Source organism: Streptomyces sp. NPDC126510, assembly GCF_040302345.1.
GTDB lineage: Bacteria > Actinomycetota > Actinomycetes > Streptomycetales > Streptomycetaceae > Streptomyces.
The window spans coordinates 349,961-365,894 of record NZ_JBEORR010000004.1; the positions used below are offsets into that span (position 1 = coordinate 349,961).

General features: G+C 71.6%; 10 protein-coding genes. 4 read left to right on the forward strand and 6 right to left on the reverse strand.

All coding sequences use genetic code 11. From position 1 onward, the window contains the following. Window positions 1-2: 2 nt before the first annotated feature. The 6 genes from ABTX60_RS07610 to pgfA all read right to left on the reverse strand — a co-directional run bounded on the left by ABTX60_RS07610 (window position 3) and on the right by pgfA (window position 9,337). Window positions 3-752 carry a class I SAM-dependent methyltransferase gene (locus tag ABTX60_RS07610; protein WP_352096139.1) on the reverse strand — a complete coding sequence of 250 codons (750 nt, stop codon included), beginning with the start codon at window positions 750-752 and terminating at the stop codon, window positions 3-5. After that, entirely contained in the window at window positions 749-1,996 is a 1,248-nt protein-coding gene (locus tag ABTX60_RS07615; protein WP_352096140.1) for a condensation protein, read from the reverse strand. The genes ABTX60_RS07610 and ABTX60_RS07615 overlap by 4 nt, the downstream gene beginning before the upstream one ends. Then, the gene (locus ABTX60_RS07620; RefSeq protein ID WP_352096141.1) at window positions 1,993-6,168 is read right to left on the reverse strand and encodes an alpha-(1->3)-arabinofuranosyltransferase; all 4,176 of its coding nucleotides are present in this window, start codon (window positions 6,166-6,168) and stop codon (window positions 1,993-1,995) included. Before ABTX60_RS07620 ends, ABTX60_RS07615 begins: the two co-directional genes overlap by 4 nt. Next, entirely contained in the window at window positions 6,165-6,890 is a 726-nt protein-coding gene (locus tag ABTX60_RS07625; protein WP_352096142.1) for a class I SAM-dependent methyltransferase, read from the reverse strand. Before ABTX60_RS07625 ends, ABTX60_RS07620 begins: the two co-directional genes overlap by 4 nt. An 80-nt stretch (window positions 6,891-6,970) precedes the next feature. Beyond that, window positions 6,971-8,122 (reverse strand): glycosyltransferase family 4 protein, encoded by a 1,152-nt coding sequence (locus ABTX60_RS07630; RefSeq protein WP_352096143.1) that lies wholly within the window; start codon window positions 8,120-8,122, stop codon window positions 6,971-6,973. A 219-nt stretch (window positions 8,123-8,341) separates the two neighbouring features. Further along, window positions 8,342-9,337 (reverse strand): cell envelope lipid trafficking protein PgfA, encoded by a 996-nt coding sequence (gene pgfA, locus ABTX60_RS07635; protein WP_352096144.1) that lies wholly within the window; start codon window positions 9,335-9,337, stop codon window positions 8,342-8,344. A gap of 214 nt (window positions 9,338-9,551) precedes the next feature. Here pgfA and ABTX60_RS07640 point away from each other — a divergent pair, with 214 nt between their 5' ends. The 4 genes from ABTX60_RS07640 (at window position 9,552) to ABTX60_RS07655 (ending at window position 15,919) form a co-directional block, all read left to right on the forward strand. Then, window positions 9,552-9,704 (forward strand): hypothetical protein, encoded by a 153-nt coding sequence (locus ABTX60_RS07640; protein WP_010042314.1) that lies wholly within the window; start codon window positions 9,552-9,554, stop codon window positions 9,702-9,704. A 2-nt stretch (window positions 9,705-9,706) separates the two neighbouring features. Then, window positions 9,707-10,957, forward strand: a complete 1,251-nt coding sequence (locus tag ABTX60_RS07645; RefSeq protein ID WP_352096145.1) for a PucR family transcriptional regulator — start codon at window positions 9,707-9,709, stop codon at window positions 10,955-10,957. Window positions 10,958-11,238: 281 nt separating this feature from the next. Next, window positions 11,239-11,490 carry a hypothetical protein gene (locus ABTX60_RS07650; protein WP_352096146.1) on the forward strand — a complete coding sequence of 84 codons (252 nt, stop codon included), beginning with the start codon at window positions 11,239-11,241 and terminating at the stop codon, window positions 11,488-11,490. A gap of 7 nt (window positions 11,491-11,497) precedes the next feature. Then, complete coding sequence (locus tag ABTX60_RS07655) at window positions 11,498-15,919, forward strand: DUF6531 domain-containing protein (protein ID WP_352096147.1); 4,422 nt, start codon at window positions 11,498-11,500, stop codon at window positions 15,917-15,919. Window positions 15,920-15,934: the final 15 nt, after the last annotated feature.

Below are 15,934 nucleotides of genomic sequence, written 5' to 3' on the forward strand. Positions count from 1 at the left end.
GGCTACGTCCTCCGGGCGTGCAGCAGCAGGATCGACGCGAGCTGCGGCCAGGCGCAGGCCAGCCGGTCCAGCGGCCGCAGCGGGCGCGGCACGCCGTGGAAGGGCGCACCTTCGAGCCGTACGACGTCGAATCCGGACGCGGCGACGAACTCCTTCAGCGCGCGGGCGGTGTACAGCCGCAGATGCCCCACGACCTCCTTGCCCGGACGGCCGTGGATGCCGCGCAGGCTGACCTCCGAGAACACCGGCTGCACCCCGGCCAGCAGCAAGCCGCGGTTGTACCAGGCGGCCAGGTTGGGTGTGGACAGCATCAGATGCCCGCCGGGGCGCAGGATCCGCCGGATCTCGTCGAGGGCCGCGTCCGGGTCGACGAGGTGCTCGACGACCTCGCTGAACAGCACGGCGTCGGCCGACCCGGACGCGAACGGCAGTCCGCCGCCCGTGAGTTCGCCGCGCACCGCGTACGGAATGCGGGTGCGGGCGCGGCGCAGGGCGTCCTGGGACCAGTCGACGCCGATGACGCGATGGCCGGGCAGGAGCGGGGCGGCGGTGGCGGCGGCGGTGCCGTCCCCGCAGCCGATGTCGATGATCGTCTGCGAGCCCTGAGCGGCCGCCGGGCCGCTCAGGGCCCGCGCGAGCATGCGGGCCTGGCGGAGGCTGCGCGGGGTGCCGGAGGCGACCGGCACGGCGGGGTTCTCGTAGAAGTCGCGCAGGTCGCGCGGCGGGGTGCCGGGGGTGGTCGGTGTCGTCACGGGCTCACCTCCGTGGTGTGCAGATAGTGCTCGAAGAGGTCGCGGAGGTGGGCGCCGTCGCCGTGGCTGAGCAGCGCCTTCGACCAGCGCAGGGCCAGATGGAGACGGCCGGCCGTGGAGGCGGTGGTCACCGTCAGGCCCCGCGGCATCCGGGCCGGGGCGGAGAACCAGACCGCGTGGGCCCGGCCCGCCTCCTCCCCGAAGTCCAGCGGGTAGGGGATCCGGCCGATGTTGCTGAGCAGGGTCGTCGACGTCCAGGGTGCGGCGGCCCTGCGCAGGGCGCGGGTGAGGGCCGCGCGGGCCGCGACGGGCGCCCAGGGCGCGGTCAGCAGGGCGGCACCGTGGCCGAGCTGGGGCCGGGGGAGGGATTTGAGGGCGCGGGTCCGTTCCGCGGTGCGGCGCAGCAGGGCCGGCAGGTCGGTGACGTCCAGTTCCCCCGGCGCGAACGGGACTTCCACCAGGCGGGTGCCGTTGCCGATGGGCATCGTGGTGTCGCGGGGCCGGTCGTCCACGGGCATCGTGATGCGCAGGGGGCGGGGGCCGGCGCCGTGCTCCCTGTTCCAGTGGGCGATGGTCAGGGCCGTGGTCACCATGAGCTGGTCGTTGACGGTGTACGGGGAGCCCTTGGGGCGGTGCGGGAGGGGCAGCTCCGTCACGAGCACGCCGTTGCCGGGGGAGGGCTCGGGCGTGCCGTGCGCGACCCGCGCGGGGGGCGACCAGCCGGAGGGGGTGGCCGGGACTTCCCGGCGGGGTTCGGAGGGGCGGGCCGGGGGTGCCGCGGGGGAGTTGTCCCGGCCCCCGTACAGCTCGGCGGCCGTGGCCAGGACACGGAGGCAGGCCGGGCCGTCCAGGGCGGTGTGGTTGATGGTGAGCAGCAGGACCGAGCCCACCACGTCCAGCCGGATCGGCGGGGACATCGACAGGGGAGGGGCGTCCGTGAGGGCCCGGCTCCTCGCGTCCTGCAGGGCTCGCGGGCTCGGCGGGACGAAGGTCACCACCTCCACATCGGGCTCGGACGTCAGCTCCCACTCGTACCGCCGCCGGTACCAGGGACCACGCGCCTCCCGCATCAGGATCCGCGGATGCCGGTGCAGGGCTTCGAGGAACGCCTTGCGCAGCCGCCCCTGGTCGAGGGGGCCCGGGAGGTGCACCTCGATGTGGACCGTCTCCGGCTCCGCCTCCTGGAGGCAGTGCCGGGACACCTCGTCCACCACCGGGAACGGGATGCGTACCGGTGCCGTCATACGGCCTTGCCCTCCCCGGTCTCCGTCCTCGGCAACCGCTGCGTCGGCGCTTCCCCCGGCGGTGGCCCTTCGCGCAGGCTCACCAGTCCCGCGAACAGGCCGATCAGCGCCAGCAGCTGGGCCAGGTGCCCGAACGCCCCCTCGCCCGCGCCCACCGGCTCCCCGGCCCCGAACGCCGCGACGATCCCGGCGCCGGCCAGGGCGGCGAACGCGATCGGCACCAGCAGGGCGTGCCGCCGCGCGGCGAGCAGTGCCAGCGCCGGGACCAGCAGCGCGAACCAGCCCGCGATCACCACCCCGGCCAGCGTCAGTGCCACCGTGCCCAGCCACAGCCCGGGCAGCGGCGGGGCCGGCTGGGGCGCGTCCGGATTGGGGGCGCGGCGGCGCCACAGCGCCAGGCCCAGCAGGATCGCGATGCCGGCGCCGCTGCCGATCAGGGCCGCGTCGTACGTCATGGCCGGCGCGTAGGACAGCTCGACGGCGCCGCCCGCCCCGGCGGGGACCCGCCAGCCCTGCTGCCAGCCGTCCAGCCGCACCGGGGTCAGCTCCTTGCCGTTCAGCGTGGCCTTCCAGCCGTCGTTGAAGTTCTCGTACGTGGTGAGGTACGAGGCCGCGCCCGAGCCGACCGTCACCTCGCGCCGGTCGCCCAGCCAGTCCCGGATCCGCAGGTCACGCCCGGCCGCGGCGGCCTCGGGGACCGTGCCGCGGGTCAGCGTCATGTCCGTGAGCGCGAGCGGGCCCGCGTCGCCGCCCTCCAGGCGGTGCTCACCGGCGTCCAGCCGTACCTCGGTGTCGCCGCGGCCCTCCTGGCAGAGCGTCACCTCCACGCCCCGCCGCTCCACCAGGTCCCGCACGGTGCCCTTCGCGCCCGTCCGGTACAGCTCGCCGTCCAGCGCCACCACCGGGCCCTTGCCGCAGGGCAGGGAGAACTTCCGGGTGCCGTCCGGCTGCGGGGTGCGGTACTGGTCGAGGGACGGGATGTACGCCTCCGTGAGGCCGACCGGGAGGCGCAGGTCCTCGTCGGCGACCGGGTTGTGCAGGGTCAGCGGGGCCGTCTCGGTGATGGTGATGTCGAGCCGGTCGGTGGTGATCGGCGGGAAGCGGACCCAGCCGTTCTTGTCGGCGCCGGCGATGGCCGCGCCGTCCGGGGAGCTGATGTGCACCTCGGACGCGCGGGCGGACAGACCGCCCGCGGGCGCCAGGACCAGTTCGCCGACCGGCTGCTTGCCCTCCCAGCGCAGGTGGATCGTCGGCCGGTCACCCGCGATCCACGCCGTCGTCAGGTCGCCGTCGGTGAGGTTGCGTGCCGCGAGGCCCGCGCCGAGGCTCGCCGTGGAGTCGGCGGTGGCGACGATCCGGGACTGCTGCTCCGGCGCGACCTCGTACAGAAGCTCGTCGAGTTCCGCGCCCGGCACGGGCACCGCGCTCGCCTTCACCTCGTACGTCCCGGCGGCCGCCGTGGTGAAGCGGCGGTGCAGACCGGCCTCGGTGCCGGTCGCCGACAGGCCCGTGGGGTCGGAGGCGCGGTGCAGGGAGACGACGGTCGCGGCCGAGGTGGTGTCCTCGGCGTCCACGGGGAGCCGCAGCAGCCGTGTCACCTGCACGTCCGGCAGGTCGATCTCGGAGAAGCCCGCGCCGGTCAGACCGGACCTGCGCTCCACGGAGTCGACGATGGTCAGCTTCATCCACCGCGTCTCGCCTTCGGGTGCCTTGACCCGCTGGGTCGCACCGTTGGGCTGGAGGAAGCTCGTCCGCTCGCCCTTCTCGGTCTCCACCCGCACCTTCGTCGCCGCCGCCCGCACGCTCTCCTGCGGCAGCGGCGTGACCTTGAAGGAGGACGGCATGTCGTAGGGGCCGGTGAAGCCGATGCGCAGCCACTGCCCGTCCGGGGTGTCCGGCGCGCCCTCCGCCCAGGCCGTGTCCGGATTGCCGTCGAAGGCGTTCACCGGGTCGTACTGCGGCAGATGGAACAGCCAGTTGCCGTACGACGACGCCGACACCGAGCGGGCGCCGCGCAGTTCGGCCACCGTCTGGTGGTCGGTGCCTGCGGCGGGCAGGATCTGGCGCGGCTTCTCGCCCGGGTCCTGCAGCGCGTCCGGCGCGTTGCGTTCGTCGCGCGTGTACGTGTACGACGTACCGGCGTTGACGAGCCCGAACCGGGTGTCCGCCCGCCGCAGCCCGTCACCCAGCACCTGCACGGCAGGGGTGCCGAGCCCCGGGTGGTTGTCGCCGGCCAGGACGGTCGCCCGGCCGCGCAGCCGCTCCGCCAGCGGCAGCAGCGCCTCGGGCCCACCGGACACCACGGCCGTGTCGGCGACCGGAGCCAGCCCTGCCTGCCCCGGCCGGACCACGTCCTCACCCGTCGGCCGGTAGATCTCCACGGCCCGCTGCCGCGGGTACAGCCCCTCGACCTGGAGCGGCGCGTCCTGAGCGATCCGGCCGCCGGTCATCACCGGCCCGAGCCCCGTCACCCGCTCGTACCCCGACTGCTCCAGAGTGCGCTTCACGGTCGCGGTGGGCACGTAGCCGACCTGGTCGGGGTCGAGGTCGTTGCGCACGACGACGTAGTACAGCCCGGCCCGGCTCAAGTAGTCGGCCAGGCCCGGCACTTCGGAGCCGGACACCAGGGCCTGCTCGACGGCGTCCATCGCGCGCCGGTTGCCGGGCGTGCCGAACGGCACGTAGTCGCGCTGCGCCCACCGCGACCCGGCGAGCACGTCGAGCGGCTGGTCGACGGGGGAGCCCCAGGTGTAGAGGCCGTGCGCGGTCGCCGGGACGACCAGGGCGCGCGAGTCGGGCGAGTACTTCTCCAGCCAGTCGGCCGTGGCCTGCCAGTACGTGGGCAGCTTCTGGAACGATCCCGGGTTGAGGATCGAGCCGTTGAGGTACGGCCACAGCAGCCCGGGCAGGATCAGCACGGCCGCGACCAGCGGGGCGAAGCGCCGCCCGCGCACCCGCCGGGCCCCGCGCGGCTCGACGGCCACCCCGACCAGATGCGCCAGGCCCAGCACGAGCGCCAGCGCCACACCGGTCTGGAACTTGTAGATGTTCCGGAACGGCGACAGCCATCCGTCCAGCCAGTCCTGCACCACCCCGTGGAACGGCGCCCCGAACGCCCCGCCGTACCCGGCGAGCAGCACCAGCACCGCCACGAGCACCGTCAGCACCAGCCACCGCCGCTCGGGCATGTCCCGCCGGGCCAGTCCGGCGAGCCCGAGCCCGGCCGCGAGCGCCGAGCAGAGGATCACGACGACGGAGGAGGCCACGGCCCAGCCGGCCGGCAGCCACGCCTCACCGAGGTGCAGATAGGCGACCCAGTTCCCGGCGCCGCGCAGCGCCTCGGTCGCCGACATGGTGTCCGTGGTCGTCCGCGCGGTCTCTATATAGGGGAGGAAGTTCTCGCCATACACCCCGAGCAGCAGCAGCGGCACCCACCACCAGGCGGTCACCACGAGCACGGCCGGGGTCCACCAGGCGATCAGCTTGCGCTGCCGGGGGCCGGGCGGCCGGGACAGCAGATACAGCCCGACCGGCAGCAGGGAGGCCAGCGTCGCCGACGCGTTCACCCCGCCCATGAACGGCACGAGCAGCGCCGACCGCAGGGCCGCGACCCGGGCGGCGTACCGCTCATTCGTCAGCGGCAGCAGCACCCACGGCAGGAACGCCCCGGGCAGCGCGGCGGCCGACGTCGACCCGATGACGGTCGTGAACAGCGGCCACAACGCGTACGCCACCGCGGCCGGCAGCCGGGACGCCCCGCTCCCCACCCGCAGCCGCTCCGCCAGCCGCAACGCCCCCCAGAAGGCGACGGACACGATCAGCGACAGCCACAGCCGCTCCGCCAGCCACACCGGCAGCCGTACGAGGTCGCACAGCCAGTAGAACGGCAGCATCGGCCACAGATAGCCGACGTACTGGTCCTGGATCCCGCCGAACCCGGCCCGGTCGTGCCACAACTGGCCCAGGTCGGCGAGGAACTGCCCCGGATCGACCGTGACCCCGAGCTTGGTGTCGAAGGTCTGCCGCCCCGGCTGCACCGCGAGGAACAACACGAACACCACGGCCCAGAACCCCAGCAGCCAGCGCCGCGACCGCGGGCCGTCGGGCGGGCCCGCGGCGGTCGCGGTGGTGGGGACGGCCGCCGGGGGAGGAGCCTGGACCGTGGTTGTCATGAAGGGCACCGCCGCAGAATGAGGAGGAGGTTCCAGGTGGCGAACTCGCGGATGCCGGGCGCCTTGACGACGGTCTCCGCTAGGAACGGCCAGTAGCGGGAACGCGCCGAGACGATCGTGACGTCGTCCCGGGCGCGCACCTGCCGCAGGGTGGAGCCGATGTGCACCGCGAACAGGTTCTCGCCGAGCGTGTGCTTGGCGGGCGTGCCCGTCCGCCGCTGGTAGCGGGCCCGGGCCCGCTCGGCACCGAACCAGTGCCACGGGGCCCACTCGTGCCCGCCCCACGGCGACAGCCAGTTGGTGAACGACACGTAGATCAGCCCGCCCGGCCGCGTCACCCGGGCCAGCTCGCTGAGGAACGTCTCCGGATCGGCCACGTGCTCCAGCACGTTGGAGGAGAAGGTGACGTCCGCGACGCCGTCCCTCAGCGGCAGCAGGTACCCGTCGGCGACGACGGCCGAGTCGGGGGGCTTCTCACCGAGTTCGGTCATGTCGGGCTCGAAGAGGAACGCGTTCGCCCCGCGGCGCCGGAACTCCTCGGTGAAGTAGCCGCTGCCGCCGCCGACATCCAGGACGGTACGCCCGGCGACAGGGCCGTCGTAGGCCTCGACCTGGTCCACGGCGTCGCGCGCGAGCAACGAGTAACAGCTCTGGGGATCGTCCTGTTCGTGGAGGAAGGCACGGAACAGGGCGAGGGATCGTCGGAACGAGGGGTCTTTCATCCCAGTCAAAGGGCGCGGGGCTGCGACATGTGCGGCTCCGCCGCGTGGACGCGACCAGCCCCGACGGACCGTAAGCCGCCTCACGGAGCCCAGCCCCTCACCGCCTCGGCGGCCACCGCCCGGAACTGCCGGACCGTCCGGTCCCACCGGAACTGTGCCGCACGCTCCCGCGCCGCCTTGCCCATCAGCTGCCGCTGCCGCCCGGACAGGGCCAGCGCGCACCACGCCGCGGCGAACGAGGACTCACCGCGCGCGAGGAGCCCGGTCTCACCGTCCACCACGGAGTCCTTGAGTCCCGGCACGTCGAAGGCCACGCTCGGCGTCTCCCGGGCCGCGGCCTCCGTCACGACGAGACCCCACCCCTCCACCGCCGAGGGATGCAGCAACAGCCAGGCCGCGCACAGCAGCCGGTGCTTCTCGGCCTCCGTCACATACCCGGTGAACTCCACCCCCGGACCGGCGAGCCGCTCCAGACGCTCCCGCTCGGGCCCGTCACCGACGATCACCAGCCGGCCGCCGGTCACCGGCCGCACCCGCTCCCAGAGCCGCAGCAGCAGATCGACCCGCTTGTACTCGACCAGGCGCCCGACGGCGACGAACAACGGCTCGGCGGAGCGATCGGCCCTCGGGCCCGGCTCCTCGACCCCGTTGTGCACGACCCTGATGCGGTCCCGCTCGACGCCGATCGCCCGCAGCGCGTGGGCGGTCGAGGAGGACACGGCGACGAGCAGGTTCCGCTGCTGCGCCCCCGTCAGGGCCCAGTGTTCGAGTCTTCGGCCGATCCGTGCCGCCGGTGCCAGCGGCCCGCCGAAGCGCATCTTCCACAGATCCGTGTGGACGTGGTTGACCAGACACAGGGTGGGCCCCCGGTGCCACAGCGGCGCCAGGTACGGCATGCCGTTGCACACCTCCACCAGCAGGTCGCAGTCGCCGACCCGGCGGGTGAAGGCGGATCTCGCGCGCAGGTAGTGCCCGTACGGGCCGCCCGCCGACACGACCCGGTAGTCGCGGGGGGCCGCGGGCCCCCCGCACAGCAGGGTCACCTGGTGGCCCAGGCGGGTCAGGCCGTCGGCGAGTCGGTCGACCAGCAGCTCGGAGCCGCCGGCGGAGGGGTTGCCCAGATCACGATGGGCGAGGAAGACGATCCGGCGCGGATGTGGGGGGAGCGCCGGAGAGTGCTGCGGCGCGCTGGGGGACGCGGCGTGCAGCGTGGACGGTACGTGCTGGGGCATGGGTGCTCCAACTCGTCTCGGGGTGCGGAACTCAGCGTGGGGAAGACGTGGGGGGTGTGGTCGGTCGCAGGGGGGCCGCCTGTGGGGGGCCTGAGCTCTTCCTGGGAGGGGAGTGTGGACGGGATGTGCTCGGGTGGGGTTGGACAGTTTTCGCCCGGACGTTCGCCAGGGCTACTCACCGACGTGACAATTTCGGGCTTTGTTGGAGCTGACGGCACATCACTTCGTGAGGGTGGGCTGGGGTGTATCGGACCTTTCGGCCGGAACGGGGTTCTCCGGCTCCTTCCGCCCACGGGCCACGAGAACGCCACCCACCACGGCGAGCACGAAGCCGACCGCCCCGGCGCCGATCGGCAGTGTCGTGCCCACCAGCCGCAGCTGCCCGCTGTCCCGCTTCGCCTGCCGTACCGCTTCCTTCTGCGTCGCGGTGGTGAACGAGACCTTCCGGCTGTCCAGCAGCACCGCCGCGTCCTTCTTCCCGCCGGGCGCCCGCAGGGTCCGCCGCGGTCCGGTCTGCGCGTAGATCACGCGGCCCGTCGCCTGGTCCACGACCAGCTCGAAGCCGTGGTTGGAGTACCACTCCTCGGCCAGCACCTGCGGCCGGTTCGGCCGGTCGACGAGGCTGCCCGGCACCATGCGCGTGCCGGTCCTCGTCGGGGGCACCGAACCGGTGAACCGGTAGCCGGTGTAGCCCTGGATCTTCGCGGTGCCCCGGTAGCGCAGCACGACCGTGTCGCCGAGGGTGTTGTCCCACCACTGGTAGGAGCGTTTCTGCACGTCGAAGGGGAACTTCAGGTACGCCTCGCCCTCGATGTACGGCTTCTCCCCGCAGCAGTGCACCGGCCGCGTGGTCTTCCGGTCCATCACCCAGCGGTGGGGGACGAAGTCCAGCGCGTCGTGCGGATCGGCGGCCGGCAGGGACTTGTCGGTGTCGACCGTGGTCGTCACGTCCCACACGGCGTTGCCGCTGCGTTCGCTGTCCTCGACGTTGCCCCGCACCCGCTGGGTCACGGTGATCTTCCGGTCGGGCACCGTCTCGATCCGGTCGGTGTCGAAGACGCTGCCCCGGCCGGTGTAGACGGCCGTCGTGTCGATGTCGACCGGGTTGACCGCGGCACGCGGTTCCACGTACCAGGCGAGCAGCGGCGCCAGTACCAGCAGGAACGTGCCGAGACCCAGCAGGACCAGGGAAAAAGGAGAGGTTGTACGGCGCATCCGGGCACTCCAGTGGCTTGGGACGGCTCGACGTACGAGAGGGCCGGCACGGCGGCGGGATGCGCACGTGCGGCTGGGCCGGGAACCGTAGGCCGCTCTTGACGGGGTGTCAATGCTTGTCGAGACTGGGCGCGACAGGCAGGGACGGGGTGCCGGGGTGGGGCAACCTCCGGACGATCTCCGGGCGAATCCGGACAGAGAGGCTGACCCTGCGATGTCCAGACTGCTCGCTGCCGCGCTGACCGTCGCGCTCGCCGCCGCCCTAGCCGTGGGCGCCGCGCTGGGCGTGGTCGCGCTGCTCGAAGCCACACCCGACCAGCCGAACACCCCCCTGATCACGTACGAGCAAGCCGGTCAGGGGAGTTGACGATGACGGCCGCCCGCACCGCAGCCGTCACGACGCTCTCGGCCTGGCACGACGTACCGCGCTTCCAGGTGCGCCGGTTCGCCGCCATCGCCATGGCCGAGGCGCCCGCACTCGCCGAGGAGATCCTCCGTGAGATCCAGCGCGAGTACCCGCACCTGCCCGTCGTCCTCGACGACTCCGGTGAGCCGATGGCCCTGGTCGGCATCCGCCGTGCCATCGAGGTGTTCGTGCAGCACCTGGAGCACTCGGAGGGACGGCCGACCGTCCCGCCCGGCGTCTTCCAGGACTTCGGCCGGGGTGAGGGCCTCAACGGCCGCTCCCTGGACTCCCTCCAGGCCATCTACCGCATGGGCGTACGCCTGGCCTGGCGGCGCTTCGCCGACATCGGCCAGCGCGTGGAGATCCCGCCCCCGGCGATGTACGAACTCGTCGACGCGGGCTACGAGTACCTGGACGGCCTGGTCGACCAGTCCGTACGCGGCTACGCCGAGGCCGCCGCCCGCCAGGCCGGCGAACGCCTGCGCCTGCAGCGCCGCCTCATGGAGCTGCTCCTCGCCGAGCACCACCGCGGCGACCCGGCCGAGGCCCTGACCGAACGCGCCGCCCGCATCGGCTGGCCCTTACCGGCCAAGGTCGCGGTGGGCGTGCTGCTCCGCCCGGCCCGCGAGGCGATGGCCCCCGCGGTCGGCCAGGGCGTCCTGCTCGACATGGAGTACGAGCAGCCCCGCATGGTGGTGCCCGAGCCGGACGCGGCGGGCCGCCCCGAACTCATGCACCGGGCCCTGGCCGGCTGGTCCGGCGCCATCGGCCCGCCGGTGCCGCTCACCGAAGCGGCGAAGTCGCTGCGCTGGGCGGAGGCGGCGGTCCGCCTGATGGAACGGGACCTCCTCCCCTCCGGAGAGGTCCTGTACTGCACCGAACACACCGAGGCCCTGGTCCTCCTCCAGCCCGAGGAACTCATCGACGACCTGGCGCTGAGATGCCTGGCCCCCCTCACCCACTGCGGCCCCACGCACGGCCGCCGCCTCGCCGAAACTCTCCTGGCCTGGCTGGAAACCCGAGGCGGCGCCCCGGAGGTCGCCACCCGCCTCGGCGTCCACCCCCAGACGGTCCGCTACCGCCTGCGCCAGATCCGCGAACTCTGGGGCGACGAGATAGACGACCCCGACCGCCGCTTCGAACTGGAACTGGTGCTGCGGGCACAGCGGTTGCGGGGGGAGCTGGGGGCGAAGCGGGGGCGGCGTGCCCGGTGAGCGGCGCGTTCACGGCGTCGTCGACACCGCGTACGAAACCCGGCTTCGCGCTGCCGCTGCCGCGGTCTGCGGGGTGCAAACGCCGGTGAGCCGTCCGTGAGCGGCGGACATCCCGACGATCTTTGATCGCGCTTGGTGTCCTCTATACCGCCACCATAACCAGCTTGACTACGGTCTTTGGGTTGGCATGTGCACAGAGTGAAGTACGGGGGCACGGCGACATGTCGGACCTGAAAAAGGAAGCCGCATCGCTGCACAAGGCAGCTTCGGGACTCCGCAGGGTGGGACACCACACGGCCAAGCCGTTGCAGGCTTTCAAGGCCGCCTCCCACGACCTCTCGGCGCTCGGCGCCCTCGGCTCCCTCCTCGGTGCGAAGGCGGACATCGAGGAGGGCATGACCACCCTCACGAAGCTCACCACGCAGCTGGACGCCGAGTGGGAGGCGGAGGCGAAGCTGATGGGTGAGGTTTCCGACGCTTTCGACCTGCTCGACCTTCTGCTGGCAGCCCAGGCCCGCGCCCGGAAGAGCTGACCGGCGCGTGGTCGACCTCAACCCCCTGCACTACGTCAGCAAGTTCAACCACATGTTCGGCGACACCGTCGCCAGCGGCCTGGAATTCCTGGGCATCACGGACCCGGCCGTGGACCCGGACGGCATTCGGGAGATCGCCAAGAACTGGCGCCACCTGGCCACCGGCCTGGACGACGCCGCCGAGGCCGCCGGTAAGGCCTTGGCGGATGTCGAGTGGGAGGGCAAGGCCGCCAAGGCCTTTCAGAAGCGCTCCAAGGCGGCGCGTAAGCAGGCGACGGAGATGGCGGACGCACTGCGCGACGGCGCCAAGGCACTCGACGACTTCGCCGACAAGGCCCACGAGCTGCTCTCCGAGATCGGGGTCATCCTCGCGGAGATCGCCGAGTTCGAAATCGCCGGTCTGGCCCTTTCCGTCCTGACCGGCGGCACCTCGGCGGTCGTCTCCTCCCTCATGGCAGGCCAGCGCGCGGCGAAGGTGGTCGCCCTGATCGCCCGCATCGAACGCGAGGGCACTGCCCTGGCCTCCGCGATCCGGGGGGTGATGGAGGTCATCCGGGCGGTTGAGCGGGCGTTGAAGACACTGAAGGAGGTCCGGGGGGTCGCGGCCGTGGCCAAGTACGCCAAGGAGGGGGCCAAATTCTCCGCATTCGCCACGCTTCTTGAGGACCCCGCCGCGTTCAAGGACCCGGACAAGCTGGCCGGTCTCCTGACGGAGGGCGCCCTCATGGGGGTCGGTCTCGGCGTTCTGGGCAAGGCTTTGGGCAAGGGACTGAAGGCTCTCAAACCGGCCGATCTGGCCAAGTTGGGCAAGGGCCTGAAGCTGAACTGCGCCACCTTCGAGCGCCTGAGGTTGAACCCAGGGTTCGACAAGTTGCCGGCCTCCGTCCAGAACATGATCAAGAAGTTCGTACGGGACCCGATCGACGTGGCCACCGGCGACATGGCCCTGGCCCGGACGGACGTCGAGCTCCCGGGTGTGCTGCCCCTGACTCTTGAGCGCACGCACCTCTCCTCGTATCGCTGGGGCGGATGGTTCGGTCCCTCATGGGCCTCCACACTCGACCAGCGTGTGCAGGCGGACGACGAGGGCCTGGTGTACGCAGCCGCGGACGGCGCCCGGCTCTGCTTCCCCCTGCCGGACCCGGAGACGAACGAGCCGGTCCGTCCGGTGACACCCGGCTCCCGCCTGACGCTCTGCTGGGACGACGAAACCGACGGCGCCGTACGCGTCAGCGACCCCGACTCCGGGCTGACCCACGTCTTCCACAGCCCCGTGCCGGCAGCCGACGACACAGCGGTCGATCTGCCCCTCCAGCACATCCTCGACCGCAACGGCAACCGCATCACCGTCGAGTACGCCGACGGTGACCTCCCCTCGGCGGTGGTCCACTCAGGCGGTTACCACATCGCTCTGGACCACGACGCCTCCGCCTCACGCATCACGGGCCTGCGCCTGCTCGACCCTGCCGACCCCGACGGTCCCGGCACCGTCCTGCTCGCGTTCGGCTACGACGAGCGGGGACACCTGAGTGAGGAGACCGACTCCTCGGGCCTGCCGATGCGCTACACCTATGACACTGAGGGCCGCATCACCTCCTGGACCGACCGCAACCACACGACGTACTGGTACACCTACGACGAGTGGGGCCGGGTCGTGGCCACCGGCGGTACGGGCGATGCGCTGGCCTCCACCCTCACCTACGACGAGGACCGCACCACGAGGGTGACGGACTCCCTGGGCCACAGCCGTGTCTACGAGCACAACGAGGCTCTGCGCCTCGTCCGTGAGACCGACCCGCTCGGCAACGTCACACTGCGGGAGTGGGACGAGGAGCTGCGACTGGTCGCTGTGACGGACCCGCTGGGGGCCGTACGGCGTTACGCCTACGACGAGCGAGGACGCGTGTCACGCGTCGTGCGTCCGGACGGTGCGGAGCTGCGCTCCGAGCACGACCCGTCGGGGCTGCCGACGCTCATCACCGGGCCCGACGGCGCAGTCTGGCATCAGGAGTACAACGAGTGCGGTGACCGCGTCTCCGTGACCGATCCCGTCGGCGCCACCACCCGCTTCACATACAACGACCGGGGGCATCTGACCTCCGTCACCGATGCGCTGGGGCAAACGACAAGCGTGCGTTGCGACAAGGCGGGTCTGCCCGTCGAGATCACCGATCCCCTCGGCGCGTCCACGACGTATACGCGGGACATCGTGGGCCGCCCCACGGTGATCACCGACCCTCTCGGCAACTCGACGCGCCTGGAGTGGACCGTGGAAGGCAGACTGATCCGCCGTGGCAACGCCGATGGGTCGAGCGAGGTCTGGGCGTACGACGCCGAAGGGAACTGCACCGCACACCGCGATGCCACCGGAGCCGTGACCCGCTTCGAGTACACCCACTTCGACCTGCCGGCGTCCCGTACCGGGCCGGACGGCGTGCGTCACTCCTTCACCTACGACACAGAACTCCGGCTGGCCCGGGTCACCAACCCGCAGGGGCAGTACTGGAGCTACGGCTACGACCCGGCCGGACAGCTCATCTCGGAAACGGATTTCGACGGCCGCACCGTCACCTACGCCCACGACGGAGCCGGCCGCCTCCGTGCGTGCACCAACGCTCTCGGCCAGAACACTGAGTTCGAGCGGGATGTCCTCGGTCTCGTCACGCGAAAAACAGCCAGTGACCAGGTCACGGTCTTCACCTACACACCGACAGGTCGCCTGGCCACCGCGGCGACGAGCGAATCGACGCTGCTCCTCGCCTACGACCCCGCAGGCCGACTGCTGTCCGAGACGGTCAACGGCCGTGCGACGAGGTACGAGTACGACCTGATCGGTCACCGGACGCGGCGCATCACCCCCAGCGGGGCCGTCAGCAGCTGGAGCTACGACGCCGCGGGGCGCCGAACCACGCTGCTCGCCGGCGATCACACGGTGTGCTTCACCTACGACACGGCAGGTCGTGAGCTGAGTCGCCGGATCGGCTCGACGACCACGGTGTCCCACTCCTTCGATGAGCTGGGCCGCCGCACCGGACAGTCGGTGGTGGGCGCCACGGGCGACACCGTCCAGAGGAGGGGATACGTCTATCGCGCGGACGGTCACCTCGCCCGTGTCGACGACCAGCTGAACGGCACACGCCACTTCGAGCTCGACCTCGTCGGCCGGGTCACAGCGGTCCGCGCCGCCGACTGGTCCGAACGCTATGCATACGACGACGCCGGTAATCAGACCGACGCGTCGTGGCCGGTGAGCCACCCCGGCCACGAGGCCACAGGTACGCGCGGCTATGCCGGAACCCGGATCACTCACGCGGGCAACGTCCGGTACGAGCACGACGCGGCCGGCCGCATCACGCTTCGTCAGAAGGCCCGCCTCTCCCGCAAGCCGGACACCTGGCGTTACACATGGAACTCCGAAGACCGCCTCACCTCGGTCACCACACCTGACGGCACCCGATGGCATTACCTTTACGACCCGCTCGGGCGCCGCGTCGCCAAACTGCGCCTCGCCTCGGACGAGGTGACCGTCGTCGAGCGGACGGAGTTCACCTGGGACGGTGCCACCCTCTGCGAACAGACCACCATCGGCACCGGACTGCCCAGTCCGGTCACCATCACGTGGGATCACCAGGGTCTGCACCCCGTCGCCCAGACCGAACGGGTGGGCGTCGATGACGCGTCACAGAGCGAGATCGACTCCCGCTTCTTCGCGATCGTCACCGATCTCGTCGGCACCCCGACCGAGCTCCTCGACGAATCGGGCGACATCGCCTGGCGCACGCGCAGCACGGTATGGGGCATGACGTCCTGGTCGGCCGACAGCACTACGTACACCCCGTTGCGCTTCCCCGGCCAGTACTTCGACCTCGAGACGGGCCTGCACTACAACTACCACCGGCACTACGACCCGGAGACCGCGCGCTACCTCACTCCTGACCCCCTCGGCCTCGCGCCGGCTCCGAATCCGTCCGCCTACGTCCACAACCCGCACACGTGGACCGACCCTCTCGGCCTCGCCCCCCGTTGCGAAGAAATCATTTCCGGGTTCCGGAAGCAGACGGACCACCCCCTCAGCAAGCGGATCCACATCGGCGAGGACGGCAAGGTGACGATCACCGGCAAGGGGGCCCTGTACGTCAATCTGAGCGGAGACATCGGCCACACCGTCCGGTTCCGTGGTGAGGGCGGACAGATCGTGGAGTTTCAGGTCTCGGCCGAGTTCCGGGACAAGATCAGGAGAACGGCCGTACCGCAGAAGGAACCTGGTCTCGGGTTCTCCAAGGCGGAATGGAAGGAGATGAAGCGGATCTGCCCAGAGATCTCGGATCCCACCATGGGGGATGATCTGTACGGGATTCCCAGCGGGATGCTGAACGAGTTCAGGCAGGAAGTAGCGAAGTACCCGGGCAGGGTAGTGCAGGAAGACTGACGGAGAGACGGGGAA

Coding starts and splice junctions, on each gene's coding strand:
- ABTX60_RS07615 (WP_352096140.1), bottom strand. CDS start 1,996: ATGACGGCACCGGTACGCATCCCGTTCCCGGTGGTGGACGAGGTGTCC.
- ABTX60_RS07620 (WP_352096141.1), bottom strand. CDS start 6,168: ATGACAACCACGGTCCAGGCTCCTCCCCCGGCGGCCGTCCCCACCACC.
- ABTX60_RS07625 (WP_352096142.1), bottom strand. CDS start 6,890: ATGAAAGACCCCTCGTTCCGACGATCCCTCGCCCTGTTCCGTGCCTTC.
- ABTX60_RS07630 (WP_352096143.1), bottom strand. CDS start 8,122: ATGCCCCAGCACGTACCGTCCACGCTGCACGCCGCGTCCCCCAGCGCG.
- pgfA (WP_352096144.1), bottom strand. CDS start 9,337: ATGCGCCGTACAACCTCTCCTTTTTCCCTGGTCCTGCTGGGTCTCGGC.
- ABTX60_RS07640 (WP_010042314.1), top strand. CDS start 9,552: ATGTCCAGACTGCTCGCTGCCGCGCTGACCGTCGCGCTCGCCGCCGCC.
- ABTX60_RS07645 (WP_352096145.1), top strand. CDS start 9,707: ATGACGGCCGCCCGCACCGCAGCCGTCACGACGCTCTCGGCCTGGCAC.